The following is a 19198-nucleotide window of genomic DNA, read 5'->3' as shown; positions in this document are numbered from 1 at the left end:
GATGACAGCTCAGGGTAATTTCAATGCGCGGGTCACCTCGTCCCAAGGCACGAACTTGAAATTCTGGGCTTGCTCGGGCATGCGCTTGCGCCCGTCCTGCACCACCAGCATGCCTTGGCTCCACGGCCCACCCAGGTTGACGGCGGTGGCCTCGAGGCCGTCGGTTTCCGAGGCGCCATCGATGCCGGCGGCGGCGTTCAAACCGACGCGAAACGCCCCTCGCACGGCGAACGGCGGTTCGGCGTCGAGCACCAGGTAGCTGTCATTGCCCTGGCTCGAGACCACCAGGTAATCCCGCGCGGGGCTCTGGTACAGCGCCAGGCCCTCGACGTCCGCATGCAGCTGCGCACCCACCTTGATCACGCTGGTCAAGGTGGCCGGCTGGTCGGCACGCGCATCCACCGCCCACACGCCGACGTCTTCTTCCCCGAGAAACAAGCGCTGGCGTTGATCGTCGGCCACGCAGCCTTCCGGCTGGCTGTCGACCTTGAACTGGCGCACCAGCTCGCCCTGCACGCGCCCGGCCGGCGCACTCAGGCGGTATTGCAGGAAGGTGCCGTCCTTGCCATTAGCGATCGCATAGAGCTCGCCGCTGGCGGGCTGGAACAGGCAAATGCCGTAGATTTCCTTGAGCGGCGTCGGCACTTCGCCGGCTGCCTGCAGCTCGCCGCTCTGCCGGTCGATGCTGAACAGGCTCAGGCTGTTGCGATCGCGATTGCTGGCGACGGCGAGGTCGACGGTCTGTGCACCAAGCTTGAAGTTGGGGCGCACGTCGACGTTGTTCAGGCGGCCCACGGCCAGTTCCTGCAACAGCTTGCCGTTGAGGTCGTAGGCCAGCAGGCCCTGTTTTTTGTTGGTGCCCAGTACACGGCTTTTCGCGGGGGTGTGCGGGTGAATCCAGATCGCGGGATCATCCGCCGCATCGCCCTGGCGGCTCACCGGTTCGGTCTGGCGCACTGCGGCGACGTGGGGCAACACCGGGGCAGCCGGCACCGGCGTGGCCTGCCAGTCGAGGCGGCCCTGATACAGCTGGCCGCTGTCGTCATCGCGTACCAGCAACTGCCGGCCGTGGATCGCCAGTTGCTCCGGCTCCTTGAGGCCCGGCAAGCTCAGGCTCGACTGCTCGACCCAACGTTCGCCGGTTTGCTGGAACAGATGCAATTGCGCGGTTTTCGGGTCCAGGGCCACCATTCCACCCGGCACCAGCGCCATGGCGCCGGCTTCGCGCGCAGGATCATCGAACAGCGCCACGGGCGTGCGTTTCACCGCGGCTTCCGGGTGCGCCGGGTAGGCCCACCAGCCGATATTGGCCTCGTTCACCACCAGGCGCGCGTCCGCATCGTCCACCTGGCAGAACTGCGCCGATGGCGGCAGCGGCAGCCCGCGTACACGCTGCGCCTGGGCCAGCAGCGTCGCGCCGTTGCCCACCAGCCATTGCTCGCCCTTGCCCTCCTCGCCCACCAGGAACACAAACAGGTTGGCCGCCGAATCGCGGTACAGGCACAGGCCATTCACCGGGTAATCGCGGGTCGGCAGGTACAGGGGTTTGCCCCAGGTTTTGCCGGCGTTGTCCAGGCTGATCAGCAAGGCCTGTTGGCGATCGTTGTCGAGGCTGGCGACCAGCGTTTGAGTGCCAACGGTGCGTGTGTCGAGGCTGCTGAAATTACCCTTGAACCGGGCCAGTTCGGCGCCTTTATCGTCAAGCAGTAACAGGCCATCGCGGGTGCTGGCGGCGAGGCGTTGAGTGGCGTTGGGCAGGAAGACCACGGCTTCGGCATTCAGGCTGGGTGCCCACGGGGTCATGTCGATGGCGAACGCATTGGCGCTGGTGACCAGGGCGATCAGCAGATACAGCTTGGAAATTCTCATGAACAGGCAAATCCTTCGAATACGATGAAGATCCAATGTGGGAGGGGGCTTGCTCCCGATGGCGGTGGCTCAGTCAATGCATGTGCTGCCAGACACACCGCTATCGGGAGCAAGCCCCCTCCCACATTGGGAATGGGTTGAATTCAAAAATGGGTGAAGGTCAGGCCCAGCTTGTAAGTAGGCCCGTACTCTTCGTACTGGCCGTTGTAGCTGCGGTGGCCGGTGTAGACGAAGTACGACTCATCCGTGAGGTTCTGCGCCTCGAAGCTGACTTGCAGGTTTTTGCTCAGCGAATAACGCGCGCTGAAATCGACGAAGGTCTGCGCATCCACATGCAGGTCGTGGGCCTTGTCGTTGATCGACGCCAGTTCGTACAGGTAGGCCGACTTGTAGTTGGCCGAAACGCGCAGGCTGAGCCTGTCGTCCTCCCAGCCCAGCATCAGGTTGCCGACGGTGTCCGACTGGTTGGGCAGGCTGATGTTGCGCTTGCGGTTACCGCCGCTGGCGCTGTCGAAGCCCTCGATATCCGCGCTGGAGCGGCTGAAGGTGCTGTTGGCTCCGATCAGCAGGCCGTTCCACGGCGCGGGCAGCCAGTCGAATTTTTGCGAGTAGGCCAGTTCCAGGCCATACAGCTTGGCGCTGTCGCCGTTGGCGAAGGTGTGGGCCTCGGCAAAGTTGGCCCAGGCACCAGTGCCGGCGACGTCGGTGTTGTAGACGAAATTCTGGATGTCCTTGTAGAACACGAACGCCGACACGGTACCGGCGCGGCCCATGAAGTGTTCGATGCCCAGGTCCAGGTTGCTCGATTCCAGGGGCTTGAGGTCCGGGTTGCCGAAGGTGGCCTCGTCATCGTCGATCACGAAACCGGGAGCCAGTTGGCCAAAGGTCGGGCGCACCACGGATTTGGTCCAGGCAGCGCGCACCTGGGTGTTCTTGTCGATCTGGTAGCGCGCATGCAGGCCCGGCAGCCAGTGGTGATAACGGCGTTTGGTCTCGGTGGCGCTGAACTGGCCGTCCGTGGCGCCGGTGCCCTTGGCGTCGAACTCGGTGCCCTCGTAGCGCATCCCGGCGATGAAGCGCCAGTCGTCGATATCGAAAGTGTTCATCAGGTAGCCGGCGTTGATGTCTTCGTGGATGGTGAAGTCGTTGACCCGGGATTCGGTGGGGTCGTAGAAGTCATCGCGGTTGAGACCGCCGATCAGTTGGCGGATGTTACCCGCGCTGATGCCCGGCCCGAAGCGGCCAAGACGGTAGTCGACATTGCCCTTCTGGAATTGGCTGAGGTTGAGCTGTTCGTCAGTCAAGCCATGTTCATCCAAGTCCTTGTAGACCCAGGCCTCCAGGTCGTTGTCCTTGTGGCGCCGACTGACCTTGCCGCCGAACTTGAACTGGGAGGCGTAGCCACTCAGGTCATAGTCGCGGGCCAGGTCCAGGCGCAGGTTTTTCTCGGTGTCCTGGGTGTGCTGTTTTTCCCAGTCGACCTTGTCGAGGGTGAAATTGCCGGGGTCGTAGAAGCCGCTGCCGATGATCGGGCGTGGCTTGGCCGTGTCGTAGAAGCCGCTGTCGGCAAAGTCACCGCCGTCGAAGGTGGCGCCGGCGATATGCGCCGGGCTGTCTTCACTGGAGCGGCTGTAGCCGGCCTGGCCGCTCAAGGTCCAGAGGCCGAGCATGCGTTCGCCGCCGAACACGTAGGACTGGATTTGCTGGGTTTCTTCGCGGTTCTTCAGCTTGCGCTTGCCCTCGGCTTCGCCCAGTTCGCCGGGCGCCTGGGGGTCTGCGAATTCGAGGCTGGCGGCGTTGCGGGTTTCGGTGTCCTTGTAGCGACTATAGAGCGTGCGCAGGTAGTAGCTGCTCAGGTCATCGGGCTTGTAGTCGAAGTTCAGCCCGCCACCGGCGCGTTCGCGGCGGATGTCGTAGTCGCGCTGTTCGAACTCGTTGAGCCTGGCGCCGTTGCTGAAATCCCAGGCGCCGCCGGTCTCGACGTTGTCCGAGCCGAAATCACGCTGCTGCCAACTGAGGGCCGCGGCCACGCCGAAGTTGTCGACACCGTCGCCAAGGCTGAAGCGGTTGCTGGCGGCGCCGGAGAGTTTCGGGCTGGTCTGGGCGGTGTTCTTGTCATAGCTGGCCTCGGTGCTGCCGGTATAGAACAGGCCCTTGTGGTCGAACGCCGACAGGCTTTTCACGTCGACGGTGCCGCCGAGGGAGTTGGCGTCCATGTCCGGCGTGAGGGTCTTGATCACCGACAGCGACTGCACCAGTTCCGAGGGCAGTACGTCGAGGGCCACCGCGCGGCGCTCGCTCTCGGGCGACGGCACCAGGGTGCCGTTGATGGTCACGCTGTTGAGGTCCGGGCCCAGGCCGCGCACGCTGACAAACCGGCCTTCGCCCTGGTCGCGCTCCACACTGATCCCCGGCAGCCGCTGCACCGCTTCGGCGACGTTCTCGTCCGGCAACTGCGCCACACCGTCGGCATGCACCACGCTCTTGATGCTGTCGGAGCTGCGCTGTTCCTTGAGGGCGCTGCCGATGGCGGCGGCCTGGCCAACCACCTCGACATGCTCGGTCTCGGCAGCGTTGAGCCGCTCGCAGGTGATCGCCAGGGCCAAGGCGGTAAGCGTAAAGCTGACGAGCCCGGTGCGCTTGTACATGAAACCCTCCCCAAGAATCCGTTGGCGCCAGGCAAGGGGCCCGGCAACTGGAAGGGCAAGCTAGGGGTGGGGGATGACGGTTCTGTGACAGAACTCGGTGTGAAGGCCCGTAAACCGGGGGTTAGCAAAGGTTTTCGGCCTGAAATGAGCTGATATGACCTCAGCAGTTCCCCTGTGGGAGGGGGCTTGCTCCCGATAGCGGTGGGTCAGCGACAAATAGGCTGGCTGATATACCGCTATCGGGAGCAAGCCCCCTCCCACATTTTGATTTTCATCGCCCTTTGACGTGAGCTGATCCGACCCTCCCCCACCGTCATCCAACCGTCACATGCATCTGCTGTGCTGGCGCCCACGACTGGATCACCCAAGGACCCGCCCCCATGTTCTGCGTGCTCAAACCCCATCGCTGGAAGCTCGCCCTGCTGCTGATCGCCGCCAACCTCGGGCTGATCCTGCACCTGGCCTGCGGCGAGCTCAAAAGCCTCAGTGAGTGGGTGTGGCTGGATATCGTCGGTGAAGGCGGTTCGGCGCTGCTCGCGTTGATATGGCTGGGCCTGGTGCTGAAAAGCCGCCCCGCCGGACGAGTCACCAACTACTTGGCGCTGGGCCTGTCGTGCATCTTCTTTTCCTGGTGGATCGACAGCCTCGACGAGTTCATTCGCCTGCCCGACAGCATCACCTGGGACCACTGGCTGGAGTCGGGGCCGATGCCGGTGGGCATGATCCTGCTGACGATCGGCATCTACCACTGGCACCGCGAACAACTGGCGATCAGCGCACAGATGGAAAAGCGCGAGCGCCTGTTCCGCGAGCATCGGCTGTTCGACAAACTCACGCCCCTGGCCGGTGCCGACTACCTCAAGCGCCAGCTCGAAAGCAGCCTGCACGACAGCCGCGACCAGCAGCAACCGCTGTCGCTGCTGGCCCTGGACCTGGACCACTTCGCCGCCATCAACCAGGCCTACGGGCATGCCGAGGGCGATGCGGTGCTGCAGGCGGTCAGCCATGTGCTGTTGCTCAACCTGCGCCGCCAGGACCTGTTGTGCCGCCTGGCCGGCGACCGTTTTGTGGTGCTGCTGGCCAACACCGGCGAGCGCCAGGCCCAAGGGCTGGCGCTGGAGTTGCAGCAGGCGGTGCAGAGCCTGGCGCACAAAACCCGACTGCAGGGCGAGCGTCTGCAACTGGCGGCGACCACGGCGGTGGTAATGGCCCTGGACGAGCCGCCCCACGACCTGCTCAGGCGCTTGAACCTGGCCCTGGCGCGGGCTAAGCAACCCCTTGCGAAAAGCGCCTGAGATGGCCGTCAAAGCCAGCTGGTATGAAAGCGACAGCCGCTTCATTCCCGGCCATTACCAGCCCGCCACGTTGATCGACCTGGCCTTGTCCCGGGACATCGATAGCCATCGCCTGCTGCGCGGCACCGGGCTGTTCCACGAAGACATCCTGGCCGGCAACGCCCGCTTGAGCCCCCGGCAGTTCCTCGACGTGATCGGCAACAGCCGCAAACTGCTGGACGCCGATGACAGCAGTTTCCTGTTTGGCCAACGCTTGCTGCCCGGCCACTATGGCGCGGCCAGCCATGCACTGGGGCATGCGCAGAATCTGCACCAGGCGCTGGAGATCCTGATCCAGCAACAGGTGCTGCTCAGCCCGCTGGTTACGTTGAACCTGGAGCTGGATGAGCACCATGCCTACCTGTACTGGCGGGACAGTTGTGGCGCCGGCGAGCACTGGCGCTTTGTGCTGGAGGCGAGCATGACCTCGCTGGTGGCCATGAGCCAATGGCTCAGCGGCCAGCGCCTGCCGTGGGTGTGCGCTTTCAGCCACGCCGAGCCGCGCTATGTGGAGCAATACTGGGTGCACCTGGGCGAACACACGCGCTTCGAACGTCCGTTGGACATGATGTGCCTGCCGCGCGAGTACCTGACCCGCGCCTGGCCCGGTGCCTCGGCCACGGCAGGCCAGGTGGCGCGCCAGCACGCCCGCGAGCAGATCGACCAGTTGGGCTTTGCCGCCAGCTTCCTCGACTGCCTCCATGACTACCTGCGCGAGCACGTACGCCAGCCGCCGAGCCTGGAACAGGCCGCACTGGCCTTCGCCATGAGTCCGGCGACCCTCAAGCGCAAGCTGCACAAGCACGACACCGGCTTTCAGCAACAGGTGGACCGGGTACGCAAGCACATGGCGTTGCACCTGTATCAGGTCAAAGGCTTGAGCAACGATGAAGTCGCCGCGTACCTGAACTTCAACGATGCGGCGAACTTTCGGCGCGCGTTCAAGCGCTGGACCGGCAGCACGCCCAGCCTGATCCGCCAGTTGTTCAGCAGCCGCTAGCCAGGCGTTCGCGCAGGAACTCGACCAACGCCTGCACCGGCCGCGAACTCTGCCGATGCTGGGGGTACACCGCCGACAAGGTCAGAGCTTCGGGGGCGAACGCGTCCAGTACGCTGACCAGGCGGCCGTCCTTCAACGCGTCGCCGACGATAAAGGTCGGCAGGTAGGTCACGCCCAGGCCGGCAATCGCGGTGTCACGCAGCAGGTCGCCGTTATTGACCCGCATGCGCCCGCTCACGTTCAGCGCTTGCAGCTTGCCCTTGAAGCGCCATTGCACGTGGCGGCCGTGGCCGTAGGGCAGGCAATCGTGGGCGGAGAGGTCATCGGGCTTTTGCGGGGTGCCGCGCAGGGCCAGGTAGTCGGGGCTGGCGCAGTAGACCCGTGGGATGCTGGCGATACGCCGGGCGATCAAGGTGGAATCTTCCAGGGTGCCGATGCGCAACACCAGGTCGTAGCCTTCGCCGATCAGGTCCACGGGGCGGTCGCTGAGGTCGACTTCCACCGCCACCTCGGGATAGCGCTGCAAGAACAGCGGCAACAGGCAACCCAGATGCGCCATGGCAAATGACAACGGCGCGCTGAGGCGAATGGTGCCGCGCGGTTCGCTGTTCTGACCGGCGATGCCCTGCTCCACTTGCTCCACATCACTGAGCAGGCGCAAGGCGGATTCGTAGTAACTCTGGCCCAGAGGCGTGACATCCAGGCGACGCGTGGAGCGGTTGAGCAGGCGCACGCCGAGACGATCTTCGAGCTGGATCAGACGGCGGCTGACAAACTGCTTGGACAGGCCCAGTTGCTCGGCGGCGGCGGTGAAACTGCCGGATTCCATGACCTGACAAAACAGGCGCATGTCTTCGAAAGGGTTCATTGTCGCTTCTCGGTGGACGATGGGCTGTTTTATAACCGGTTGGTCGCAGCACCACAAATCAAAATGTGAACACAGGCAAATGTGGGAGGGGGCTTGCTCCCGATAGCGGTCGGTCAGCTACAAATAAGCTGACTGATACACCGCTATCGGGGGCAAGCCCCCTCCCACAGGGATTACCGACAGGTTTGAGGACGAGTTACTTGGCGGTGAACGCCGAGTAGCTGTTCATCAGGTTGCGGTAGTTGGGGATGCGCGGCGACAGCAGGTTGGCCAGGCCTTCCATGTCGTTGCGCCAGTCAACCTGCAGCTCGCAGGCCACGGCGAACCAGTTCACCAGTTGCGCACCGGCCGCAGTCATGCGCGCCCAGGCGGCTTGTTGCACGGTTTCGTTGAAGGTGCCGGAGGCGTCGGTGACCACGAACACCTCAAAGCCTTCATCGAGGGCACACAAGGTCGGGAACGCGACGCACACATCGGTTACGACACCGGCAATGATGATCTGCTTGCGGCCGGTCGCCTTGACAGCCTTGACGAACTCTTCGTTGTCCCAGGCGTTGATCTGGCCAGGGCGGGCGATGTACGGCGCGTCCGGGAACAGCGCCTTGAGTTCCGGTACCAGCGGGCCGTTAGGGCCGCTTTCGAAGCTGGTGGTCAGGATGGTCGGCAGGTTGAAGAACTTCGCCACGTCGGCCAGGGCCAGTACGTTGTTCTTGAATTCGTTGGGGGAGAAATCCTGCACCAGCGAAATCAGGCCGGTCTGGTGATCGACCAGCAGTACAACAGCATCATCTTTGTTCAAGCGCGAATAAGTCATGCGGGTAACTCCTTTGGGTAGTGACAATCAGAAGGCAAAGCACGAACAGCCAAACGCACCCCAGAAACCCTGGAAGTCGCTGACCGGCACGCTGGAAAGGCGGGCTTTTTCATGGCTGTGGGAGTGCACGCCACAAGGGCCGCTGCACTGGTGAACTTGAGCCTGCAGCGGTGAGCTGGGGCGCCAGTGCCCCGGTACCTTGACCACCGGCGACCAGTCCGGCAGTACCGGAACGCGTGGCGGTGCGTAATCTTCGAAATCACCGGCGCCGTAGACCACCTTGCCGCCAACCACGGTCAGCACCGATTCGATCCACTTGATGGCTTCTTCATCGACACTGAAAAAATCCGCCGACAACGCCGCCACGTCTGCCAGTTGGCCGACCTTGATCTGGCCTTTCTTGCCCTGCTCGGACGAAAACCAGGCGCTGCCGTGGGTAAACAGTTCCAACGCGGTGAGGCGCGGCAAGCCCTCGGCGTGCAATTCCAGGCCACCGACGGTGCGGCCGCTGACCATCCAGTACAGCGAGGTCCACGGGTTGTAGCTCGACACCCGCGTGGCGTCGGTGCCCGCGCCTACCGGTACGCCTTCGGCGAGCATGCGCTTGATCGGCGGCGTGGCTTCGGCGGCCTTGGCACCGTAACGCTCAACGAAGTATTCGCCCTGGAACGCCATGCGGTCCTGGATCGCAATGCCGCCGCCCAGGGCGCGCACGCGCTCGATGTTTTTCGGGGTGATGGTTTCGGCGTGGTCGAAGAACCACGGCAGGCCATTGAACGGTATGTCGCGGTTGACCTTTTCGAACACGTCGAGCATGCGCGAGATCGACTCGTCGTACGTGGCGTGCAGGCGGAACGGCCAGCGCTGTTCCACCAGATGGCGTACCACCGGTTCCAGCTCCTGTTCCATGGTCAGCGGCAGGTCCGGGCGCGGTTCGAGGAAGTCTTCGAAGTCGGCAGCCGAAAAAACCAGCATCTCGCCGGCGCCGTTGTGGCGCAGGTAGTCATCGCCCTGGTGCAGAGTGACGCTGCCGGTCCAATTCTTGAAGTCGCTGAGCTCTTCCTTGGGCTTCTGGGTGAACAGGTTGTAGGCGATGCGCACCGTCAACTGCTGGTCCTTGGCCAGTTGCTCGATCACCGCGTAGTCGTCGGGATAGTTCTGGAAACCGCCGCCGGCATCGATGGCGCTGGTCAGGCCCAGGCGATTGAGTTCACGCATGAACTGGCGGGTGGAGTTGACTTGATATTCCAAGGGCAGTTTCGGGCCTTTGGCCAGCGTGGAATACAGGATCATCGCGTTGGGCCGCGCCACCAGCATGCCGGTGGGGTTGCCGTTACTGTCGCGCACGATCTCGCCGCCTGGTGGGTTCGGCGTGTCCTTGGTGTAACCGGCCACGCGCAACGCGGCCCGGTTGAGCAAGGCGCGGTCGTACAGGTGCAGCACGAACACCGGCGTGTCCGGCGCAGCCTGGTTGAGCTCCTCCAGGGTCGGCATGCGTTTTTCGGCAAACTGGAATTCGTTCCAGCCGCCCACCACGCGCACCCACTGCGGCGTGGGAGTGCGGTCGGCCTGGTCCTTGAGCATGCGCAAGGCATCGGCCAGGGACGGCACGCCTTCCCAGCGCAACTCGAGGTTGTAGTTCAGCCCGCCACGGATCAGGTGCAGGTGCGAGTCGTTGAGGCCGGGAATCACGGTGCGGCCCTTGAGGTCGATGACCTGGGTGGCGCTGCCGCGCAGGGCCATGGCTTCACCGTCAGTGCCCACGGCGACGAAGCGTCCGTCACGGATGGCGACGGCGGTGGCGCGTGGGTTTTCCCGGTCCACGGTGTGGAACTGGCCATTGAACAGAATCAGATCGGCGTTCATAGGGTTTCCTTTTCAGAGGCTTCAAGCCAGGGAGCGAACAGGCGGGTGGCGGCCGGCATCAGCAGGTAAACCACCAGCAGCACGATGGTCAGGGTGACCAGGAAAGTGGAGACCACGTAGTTGGACAAAAACGGGTGCAACCGCAGGACCGGGCCCCAGATAAACGGCAGGAGCAGGGTTTGCGGCAGGATCACAAACAGGCTCACCACCGCCTGTTTCCAGCGCGGCGGCTTGGCCGCGCCGTCGGCCTGGGGGGCGAACCAGAATTCATTGGCGCCGCCGATTTCAGTCTGGTCGCCGTCGGCCAGCATTGGCGCCGCTTCATCGATCAGGGCCCGGCGTTGTGGCGACTCGAGCCACAACTCCAGGGCGTCGGTGGAGCGGTAGCGCAGTACGCAGGTAAACAGCGCCATGCCGCCCTGCTGGCTGCGCACTACGTCGACGCCAAGGTGGCCGGGGCGTTCACCGGCGATGCGCACGATGCGGCGCAGCCAGGCTTCGTACTCGGTTTCGCGGCCGGGCTTGACCCGGTGCTTGACGACCAGCGTGACGACTTCGTCGGGGCTGGTGTTAGGTGTTGGGTCCATGATGGATGTTTCCCCAGGGCATTGAGCGATGGGGGAAGTTTGCCGAGCTGGGACGGCGGGGAATTGGATGTATGTGCTGTTTGGCTTTTATGTGGGAGTCAGTTCGCCGCCGCCATATGCTCCGCAATCCGCCCCCGCAACCAGCGCTCGGCCGGGTCATTGTCATGCACCCCGCTCCACACCATCGACAGCTCTGCCGCATCAATCGCGAACGGCGGGTCCTCGGCCCGCAGGCGGGTGCCTTCGGTTAACGCACAGGCCGCGTAGTCCGGCACGGTCGCGATGATCTGCGTCCCCGCCAGCAAGGCGCGCAACCCGCTGAACTGCGGCACCGCCAGCACCACCCGCCGCGAGCGGCCGATGCGTGCCAGATCCAGGTCGATATTGCCGCTCAGGTCGCCCGAGAACGACACCATCGCATGGGGCCTGGCGCAATAATCGTCGAGGGTCAGTGGCGCCTCGCCATCATCGCCGCGCAGCACTTTGCAGGGAATATCGCGCAGCTTCTTGCGCTTGGCATTGGCCGGCAGTTCCGTGGTGTAGCTCACCCCCACCGAGATTTCGCCGCTGGCCAGCAGCGACGACATCAGCAGGAAGTTGGCCCGGCGCACCACCACGATGATGCCCGGCGCTTCTTCGCGCAGGCGGCTGAGCAGCGGTGGGAACAGCCCGAACTCCGCATCGTCGGACAGGCCGATGCGAAACACCGCGCAGCTGGTGGAAGGGTCGAAATCCTTGGCGCGGCTGACGGCGCCTGAAATGGTGTCCATGGCCGGTTGCAGTTCCTTGAGTATCGCCAGCGCCCGTGGCGTGGGTTCCATGCCGCGACCGTTGCGCAGCAGCAACGGGTCGTCGAACAAGTCGCGCAGGCGGCCCAGTGCCGCACTCACCGCCGGCTGGCCCATAAAGAGTTTTTCGGCGACCCGGGTCAGGTTTTTCTCGAACATCAGCGCTTCGAAAATCACCAGCAGGTTCATGTCGACGCGGCGCAGGTCGTTGCGGTTCATGGCGGTATCCAAACGGTGTGCAGGGGGTCAGGAAAGCATGCCCGGAACGCTCTGGATTGCATACCTGTGCTGTCTTTTCCACGCCCGCACCTGGCGAAATTAACAACGATTAACTCGTCAGCCAGGCGGTCCGGCAACAAGATAAGCGGCGTCTACACTGCATCCATTCACCGGGAACGCTCCCATCGACTGCGGATATTTGTCATGGCCCGACTCGAGCAATATGCCCCTCGTTTATCCGCCACCGGAGGCCTATGCCCCCGGCGCGAGCGTATCGCCAAGCAGCTGATTCTCGCCAACCTCGGCGAAAGCCTGAGCATTGCCGAGCTGGCCCAGGCATGCGCCTTGTCGCGCAGCCATTTTTCCCGCGCATTCAAGTGCTCCACGGGGGTATCGCCCCAGGAATGGATTCGCCAGCAACGCATCCTGCGCGCCAAGGAACTGATCACCGGCTCGTCCCTGAGCCTCACTCAAATCAGCCTGGAATGTGGCTTCTGCGACCAGGCGCACTTCTGTCATATGTTCACTCGCAGCGAAGGTGTGAACCCGATGACCTGGCGAAACCACCACTCGCGCCCCAAACCCGAGGTGATCGCCGCCTAGTGGTCTTGATGCACCTGGAATATGCTGGCCCCTCCTTGACTCCTGAACCCGTGCAGCCATGAATGACTTGAGCGACCAGGCCGTGCACTTCGGCCCCTACCGCATCCATCCGCGTGAGCGCCTGGTGCTGGAGGCCGGTCGCCCGCTGCGCCTGGGACGGCGGGCGGTGGATATCCTGCTGATCCTGCTCGAGCACGCCGGCAATGTGGTGAGCAAGCAGGAGCTGATCGCACGGGTCTGGCCCAAGAGCGTGGTGGAAGACGGCAACCTGCGGGTGCACATGGCCGCGTTGCGCAAGGCCCTGGGCGACGGCCAGGCCGGGCAGCGCTATATCGTCACGGTCGCCCAGCGCGGCTACAGTTTTGTCGCGCCACTGAGCATCGAACCGATGACGCTACCCACCGACGGCGCGCCCCAACGCCCAAGTCACAACCTGCCTCTGCGGCGCACGCGCATGCTCGGCCGCCAGGCGCTGATCGACGCCCTGGTGCAGCAATTGCCGCAGCAACGCTTCATCACCCTCACCGGTGCTGGCGGCATCGGCAAGACCACCGTCGCCCTGCGCGTGGCGGAGTTGCTGATCGGCCATTACCGCGACGGCATCCACCTGCTCGACCTGGCGCCACTCAGTGCCGCCTCGATGATCCTGCCCAACCTCGCCGCCCTACTCGGCGTCCCGCCTGGCGAGCATGCGCCGCTGACCGGCTTTGCCCGCAGCCTGCAGGCACGCCAGATGCTGCTGGTGATCGACAACTGCGAACACCTGCTCGACGACATCGCCCTGATCAGCGAAACCCTGCTGCGCCATGCGCCGCACCTGCACATCCTCACCACCAGCCGCGAAGCCCTGCGCGCCGAAGGTGAATACGTGCAACGCCTCGAACCGCTGACTTGCCCGCCCGCCACCGGCAACCGCGCCCAGGCCCTGGGTTACCCGGCCATGCAGCTGCTGATCGAACGCGCCATGTCCCATCAAGACAGCTTTGCCCTCAGCGACGCCGAACTGCCGCTGGCGATTGATATCTGCCAGCGCCTGGACGGCATTCCCCTGGCCATCGAGCTGGTGGCCGCGCAGATCGAGCGTTTCGGCTTAGCGGGGCTCTTGGTGCAGATGGAAGATAACTTCCGCCTGCTGACCCGCGGGCGGCGCAGCGCCCTGCCCCGCCAGCAGACCCTGCGGGCCACGCTCGACTGGAGCTTCGATCTGCTCACCGACTGCGAAAAAATCTGCCTGCGCCGGCTCGCGGTGTTTCGCGGCGGCTTCAGCCTGGTCAGCGCGGCGGCGGTGATCGCCGGGGAGCATATAGCCCCCACCGAAGTGCTGGGCTCGATCACACAACTGGTGGCCAAGTCGCTGCTGAACGTGGACGCCAGCGAGGACGAGATGGTCTATCGTCTGCTCGATATCACCCGCACCTACGCCCTGGAAAAGCTCAGCCTCGCCGGCGAGCTGCAAGCCACCCGCGAGCGTCACGCGGCACGCTGCCTGGCCCTGATGGAACAGGCCCAGGGCGATTGGGAACTGATTGCCACACAGCCCTGGATCGACCGCTACGCCCCGCTGCGTGAAGACGTGCGCGCCGCCCTCGATTGGGGCTTTGCCGACACTGCGGGGCACTTGCTGGCGATCCGGCTGACGGTCAGTGCGATGCCCCTGTGGCAGGAACTGTCGCTGCTGCGCGAGCACGCCGGCTATGTGGACAAGGCACTGGCGCTGATCGATCGGGTCGAAGCGCCCTGCACGCAATTGGCCCTGCAGCTGCAATTGGCCCTGGGCAGCCTCTCCTACCACGCCGTGGGCGCCGCGCCCCAGACCATCGCCGCGTTTGTCGGGGCCGCACGCCTGGCTGAAGAGCGCCAGGACCTGGCCGGCCAGTTGCGTGCGGTCTCCGGGCACATGGCGGCGAACCTGTGCGCCGGGCGCTATGTTCAAGCGCTGGAACAGAGCAGGCAGTTCGATCGCCTCGACCCGCGCACCGAGCCGCTGCTGGACCTGAGCACCCAACGCTTGCGCGCCCTGGCCCAGCATTACACCGGCCATCAGGCGCTGGCCCGACAGCAGGCCGAGCAGGTGCTGCAGCGCATGAGCCACAGCGCCCACGTGAACCGCTTCGCCCACGGCATCGGCGTGCAATACGACCAGAGTGTCGCGTCCCTGACCGTACTGGCGCGAATCCTCTGGTTGCAGGGCTTTCCCGAACGCGCCTGGCGCACCGCCAGCCAGGCACTGGAACTGGCGCTGCAGATCAACCACGGTACGTCGATCTGCTACACCCTGGCCCTGGCCGGTGTGGTGATCGCCCGCTACAACGGTGCCGAAGACGATGCGCAAACCCTGCAAAGCCTGCTGCTGGAGCAGTCCCACACGCATTCGGTGCAACTGTTCCAGACCTGGGCCGGGCATTACGCCGGCATCCTGGGCAACGGGGATTTACAGGGCCTGGGGCTGATCGAGGACACCCTGGTCACCTTCGGCATGCAGCACGTCGATGAGCCAGGTCTCGAACGGGCGCGCAGCGGCGCGGCGGGTTGGTGTGCCCCGGAAATCCTGCGGGTCTACGCCGGGCAGGCAGCGCTGCAAGGTGATACCCAGGGCGCGCAGACGCTGCTGCTCGAAGCCCTCGGCCTGGCACGCCAGCAAGGCGCCCTGGCCTGGGAGCTGCGGTGTGCGGGCTCCCTGGCGCAACTCTGGCAACAGCAAGGACGCAAGCAGGCAGGCATCGACTTGCTGAACCCCCTCTACGCAAGATTTACCGAAGGCTTCGCCACCCAGGATCTACTGCGCGTACGCCGCCTGCTCGACGAGTTGCAGGACAAACGGCCGGCCTGAAAACGCGCCCAGGCACTCCCCGTAGCCTTGTTGCAGGCGCGCTACCTGACGCGGGTCACGCAGTTGCGCCAAGGCGTAGCTGCGCACGCAGTTGAGCAGGCGATAGCGCGTCGGGCCCAGGCCGGGCTCGACGCTCAGCAGCGACATATTCACCAGGCGCGTCAGCAGGTAAGACAGGTCGGCGTGTTCAAGCTCGGTACCGCTCACCATTTCGCTCAAGGTGGGCAGGGTCACCGCCATCTTGAACAAGCCCAGCTGCAGGAACAGCCAGCACTCCGGCAGACTCAGGCGCGCATAGCTCCATTCCAGCGCGGCGGTCAGCGAACGATGCCGCTCCACCGCCGTGCGACGCCCGCGGCTCAGCCCGTGCAAGCCCATGCACAATTGCTGCTGCACACCGCCGATGCCGAGTGCGTCGACCTGGGCGGCGGCCAGTTCAAGGGCCAACGGGATGCCGTCCAGCCGCCGGCAAATCTCACGCAACGGCGCCAACTCCTGAGGCCGCAACGCAAAACCCTGCTGACTGGCGCGTACCCGTGTGACGAACAGTTGCACCGCAGGCCAGGCCATGGCCTGCTCGACACTGGCCAACGCTGACGGTGACGGCACGCTCAGCCGTGGCACCCGCACCACCCATTCGCCAGGCGCGAGCAAGGCTTCGCGGCTGCTGATCAGCACGCTGACCTGCGGTGCCCGTTCGCCCAATGTGCGCACCAGCGTGCGACAGGCACCGAGCAGCAGGTCGGCCCCATCGAGTACCAGCAACAACTGGCGCGAGGCTAACTGTCGGGTCAGCTCGTCGAGGCTGTCGGCGGGGTCCAGCTGTAATACCGTGGCCAGATGGCCGAGCAGTTCGCCCGGGGTTTGCAGGCTGGTCACGTCGACCCACCACACCCCGTCGCGATAGCGGGGCACCACACGCTCGGCGAGGGCCAGGGCCAGCGTACTTTTGCCGATGCCGGCCACCCCGGTAAGGGTCAACAGGCGCTGCCCGGCGATGCGCCGCACCAGCACAGCCACCAGCTCATCGCGACCGAGCACCGGGCTGAGCCGTGCCACCAGGTTGTGCTGTGCCGGCACCGTCGGCAGTGTGCCTTGCACGGGCGCGGCGAAGCAGTAGCCACGCTGCGGATGGTTGAGGATGACACGCTGCCCGTCGAGGGCGCGACGCAACGCGACAATGTGCACGCGCAGGTTATTGTCTTCGACCACGCTGTTGGGCCAGACCCGCTCGATCAAGGTCGCCTTGCTGACAAAGTGCCCCGGCGCTTCCAGCAACACCGCGAGAATATCCAGCGCCCGCCCGCCCAGCGGCACCGGCCAACCGGCCTTGCTGACCAGGCGCTGGTGCCGATGAAAGGTGTAGGGGCCGAAGCTCACCGCCGCAGAATCATTCATGTCCGTAACCGCGCTGAAACACCCGTGCTTGAGTGCCTGCGCATCCTTTTCCGTGGGCTCGGGCTTATCTTGCCAGCTAGGGATGACAGGACAATCCCGGCACGGGGAGCGATACGGACAATCGGGTGCCTCAGACGGACATTGTGTCGTTAACTGAACTGTTGTCGGTATTGGGTAGGGTTCAGGCCGAGCTTTTCACTGAACAAAAAGCGCATATGCCGCACGCTGCCGAAGCCGGCGTGGAAGGCCACGGTCTTGAGCGGTAAATCGGTGGTTTCCAGCAACTGCCGGGCGCGGTCGATGCGCGCGCCTTGCAGGAACGCCATGGGTGTCATCTGCACTTCCTTGGCGAACAGCCGCGCAAAGTGGCGCGCACTCATGCCGGCCAGCTCGGCCATGGACTCGATGGTAAAGGGTTGGTCCAGATGCGCCAGCACATGGTGCTGCACACGGGTGATCGCGGTTTCCTGGGGCGCCACGGCAGCGGTCATCGGGCTGAACTGGGCCTGGCCACCCTGGCGCTTCATCACCACCAGCAACACCTTGGCCACGTCCACCGCCACCTGCTTGCCGTGGTCCTGGGCGACAATCGAAAGGGCCAGGTCGATACCGGCAGTGACGCCGCCCGAGGTGATCAGGCGCCGGTCCTGCAGGTAGATGCGATCGGTCTCGACCCTGGCGTGGGGGAACGCCTTGATCAGGCGCTCGGTGTAGTGCCAATGAGTGGTCACGCGGTGCCCGTCAAGCAAGCCGGCATGCCCGAGCACAAAGGCGCCGGTGCAGATCGAACCGAAACGCCGGGCCCGTGGCGCCACCGCCTTCAGCCAGGGCAGCAGCGCAGGATGGCATTCGTTATAGGCACCCGGGCCGCCCGGTACCAGCAGCAGGTCGTAGTCCGCCTGGGCCTGTTCCAGCAGCAGGTCGGTCTGCACCATCACGCCATTGGAGGCACGCAACGGCCCGGGTTCGGTACCGATGGTGAGGATGCGGTAGTGGTCGGCCGCCGGCAGGTAGCGGTTGGCAATCGAAAACACTTCGAGCGGCCCGGCCATGTCGAGCAGCAGGAAGTCCGGGAACAACGCCATGGCCACGGTTTTCATAGGTGGGAATGTCCATCAAGTAGAAAGGCGACGCGCATTATGGCATGACTTTACTGTCAACCCAGATATGACAGTTATTCAGATTTCATCTTCTTAATGAATTTAGGGTTAACCATTAACCTTCTTCTCAACGCAAGCGCCCTGCATTTCGCAGCCCGCGCTCACTTGAGGACTGGACCATGCTGACCCTTCGCAAAGCTTCCGAACGCGGCGCCGCCAATCACGGTTGGTTGAAGTCATTTCACACCTTCTCCTTCGCCAACTACTGGAACCCCAAGGAGCAGGGTTTTTCCGACCTGCTGGTGATCAACGATGACCGCGTCGCCGCCGGCAAAGGCTTCGGCCAGCACCCGCACCGCGACATGGAAATCTTCTCGTATGTGCTCGAAGGCGCCCTGGAACACAAGGACACCCTGGGCACCGGCTCGGTGATCCGTCCCGGTGATGTGCAGCTGATGAGTGCCGGCAGCGGCGTGGCTCACAGTGAATTCAACCACAGCCAGCGCCAGGGCGTGCACTTCCTGCAAATCTGGATCGTGCCCAACGAAGCCGGGGCCAAGCCGCGCTATCAGCAGGAGCACTTCAGTGAAGCGCAAAAACGCGGACGCCTGCAGTTGATCATCTCGCCGGATGGCGCCGACGGTTCGTTGAACGTTCGCCAGGATGCACGGGTGTACGCCGGGTTGTTCGATGGCGATGAAAGCGCGCAACTGGACCTGGCGCCGGATCGCTACGCCTACATCCATGTGGCGCGCGGCAGTGTCGAGCTCAATGGCCAGCGCTTGCAGGAAGGCGATGGTGTGCGGGTACGGGACGAGCGCGAGGTTCGCCTGAGCCACGGCGAAGACGCCGAGGTGCTGGTGTTCGACCTGCGCCCCAACGAACTGCCGCAGATGCCATGACCATTGTTGGCATCGATAGTCACCATCAGCGCAATGAAGTTCTCTTAAAAACTGCGACGCGTAACATCAAACCCATGCCAAACGGCACCCAACCAAGACACTCGGAGCACACACTCATGAAACGCCAACTCTTGCTTAGCCTCGCTTTCTCGGTACTGGCTGCAAACGCTTTCGCCCACCCGGCAGTCGCTGAAGGCGGCGCGGAACGTCTGATTGAAACCCGCGTTGCCGAAGGCGGTGCGGACCGCTTGCAGGAACGCGGCCTGGCTGAAGGCGGTGCAGACCGTTTGCTGAGCAACCAGGTATAACCCCCTGCTGTTGAAGGGACACCCCAAACCGGCCTGATCAGCCGGTTTTTTTTCGTCTTCGATT

General features: G+C 64.2%; 15 protein-coding genes. 6 read left to right on the top strand and 9 right to left on the bottom strand.

Features of this window, described 5'->3' with window-relative positions; all coding sequences use genetic code 11:
• Positions 1 to 9 precede the first annotated feature (9 nt).
• Both C4J84_RS11295 and C4J84_RS11290 read right to left on the bottom strand, forming a co-directional pair.
• Positions 10 to 1869, bottom strand: a complete 1860-nt coding sequence (locus C4J84_RS11295; protein WP_124435338.1) for a phytase — start codon at positions 1867 to 1869, stop codon at positions 10 to 12.
• Positions 1870 to 2012: 143 nt separating this feature from the next.
• Positions 2013 to 4517, bottom strand: a complete 2505-nt coding sequence (locus tag C4J84_RS11290) for a TonB-dependent receptor (protein ID WP_124435337.1) — start codon at positions 4515 to 4517, stop codon at positions 2013 to 2015.
• 380 nt (positions 4518 to 4897) lie between these two features.
• On the opposite strand from C4J84_RS11290, the gene C4J84_RS11285 reads away from it, so the two are divergent.
• Entirely contained in the window at positions 4898 to 5812 is a 915-nt protein-coding gene (locus C4J84_RS11285) for a GGDEF domain-containing protein (RefSeq protein WP_124362570.1), read from the top strand.
• A 1-nt stretch (position 5813) separates the two neighbouring features.
• Complete coding sequence (locus tag C4J84_RS11280; RefSeq protein WP_124407014.1) at positions 5814 to 6851, top strand: AraC family transcriptional regulator; 1038 nt, start codon at positions 5814 to 5816, stop codon at positions 6849 to 6851.
• On the opposite strand, the gene C4J84_RS11275 is transcribed toward C4J84_RS11280, so the two are convergent.
• The 5 genes from C4J84_RS11275 to C4J84_RS11255 all read right to left on the bottom strand — a co-directional run bounded on the left by C4J84_RS11275 (position 6838) and on the right by C4J84_RS11255 (position 11993).
• Positions 6838 to 7719 (bottom strand): LysR family transcriptional regulator, encoded by an 882-nt coding sequence (locus C4J84_RS11275; protein WP_124370487.1) that lies wholly within the window; start codon positions 7717 to 7719, stop codon positions 6838 to 6840. The two genes, C4J84_RS11280 and C4J84_RS11275, sit on opposite strands and share 14 nt — an antisense overlap.
• Positions 7720 to 7915: 196 nt before the next feature.
• On the bottom strand, positions 7916 to 8533 hold the full coding sequence (gene ycaC / locus C4J84_RS11270; protein ID WP_057722054.1) for an isochorismate family cysteine hydrolase YcaC: 618 nt from the start codon (positions 8531 to 8533) through the stop codon (positions 7916 to 7918).
• A gap of 27 nt (positions 8534 to 8560) precedes the next feature.
• Entirely contained in the window at positions 8561 to 10399 is a 1839-nt protein-coding gene (locus tag C4J84_RS11265) for an amidohydrolase (protein ID WP_124370486.1), read from the bottom strand.
• On the bottom strand, positions 10396 to 10986 hold the full coding sequence (locus C4J84_RS11260) for an antibiotic biosynthesis monooxygenase (RefSeq protein ID WP_124366795.1): 591 nt from the start codon (positions 10984 to 10986) through the stop codon (positions 10396 to 10398). Before C4J84_RS11260 ends, C4J84_RS11265 begins: the two co-directional genes overlap by 4 nt.
• Positions 10987 to 11084: 98 nt before the next feature.
• On the bottom strand, positions 11085 to 11993 hold the full coding sequence (locus C4J84_RS11255) for a LysR family transcriptional regulator (protein ID WP_124362565.1): 909 nt from the start codon (positions 11991 to 11993) through the stop codon (positions 11085 to 11087).
• Between the two features lie 204 nt (positions 11994 to 12197).
• Here C4J84_RS11255 and C4J84_RS11250 point away from each other — a divergent pair, with 204 nt between their 5' ends.
• Both C4J84_RS11250 and C4J84_RS11245 read left to right on the top strand, forming a co-directional pair.
• A complete protein-coding gene (locus tag C4J84_RS11250) occupies positions 12198 to 12596 on the top strand; it encodes a helix-turn-helix domain-containing protein (protein ID WP_124362564.1) in 399 nt (132 codons plus the stop codon).
• Positions 12597 to 12654: 58 nt separating this feature from the next.
• Positions 12655 to 15426 (top strand): winged helix-turn-helix domain-containing protein, encoded by a 2772-nt coding sequence (locus tag C4J84_RS11245; RefSeq protein WP_124370485.1) that lies wholly within the window; start codon positions 12655 to 12657, stop codon positions 15424 to 15426.
• On the opposite strand, the gene C4J84_RS11240 is transcribed toward C4J84_RS11245, so the two are convergent.
• Both C4J84_RS11240 and C4J84_RS11235 read right to left on the bottom strand, forming a co-directional pair.
• Positions 15373 to 16824 (bottom strand): winged helix-turn-helix domain-containing protein, encoded by a 1452-nt coding sequence (locus tag C4J84_RS11240; protein WP_124370484.1) that lies wholly within the window; start codon positions 16822 to 16824, stop codon positions 15373 to 15375. The two genes, C4J84_RS11245 and C4J84_RS11240, sit on opposite strands and share 54 nt — an antisense overlap.
• A 149-nt stretch (positions 16825 to 16973) precedes the next feature.
• Positions 16974 to 17924: a GlxA family transcriptional regulator gene (locus C4J84_RS11235; RefSeq protein ID WP_124370483.1), complete on the bottom strand. Its 951-nt coding sequence runs from the start codon at positions 17922 to 17924 to the stop codon at positions 16974 to 16976.
• Positions 17925 to 18103: 179 nt separating this feature from the next.
• Between C4J84_RS11235 and C4J84_RS11230 the strand changes: the two genes are divergently transcribed.
• Entirely contained in the window at positions 18104 to 18826 is a 723-nt protein-coding gene (locus C4J84_RS11230; protein WP_124370482.1) for a pirin family protein, read from the top strand.
• A 116-nt stretch (positions 18827 to 18942) separates the two neighbouring features.
• Positions 18943 to 19134, top strand: coding sequence for a hypothetical protein (locus C4J84_RS11225; RefSeq protein ID WP_124370481.1), 192 nt, complete (start codon positions 18943 to 18945; stop codon positions 19132 to 19134).
• Positions 19135 to 19198 lie beyond the last annotated feature (64 nt).

The sequence above is a fragment of the Pseudomonas sp. R11-23-07 genome (genome assembly GCF_003852295.1).
Classification (GTDB): domain Bacteria; phylum Pseudomonadota; class Gammaproteobacteria; order Pseudomonadales; family Pseudomonadaceae; genus Aquipseudomonas.
This window is presented reverse-complemented; position numbering and strand designations above follow the sequence as displayed.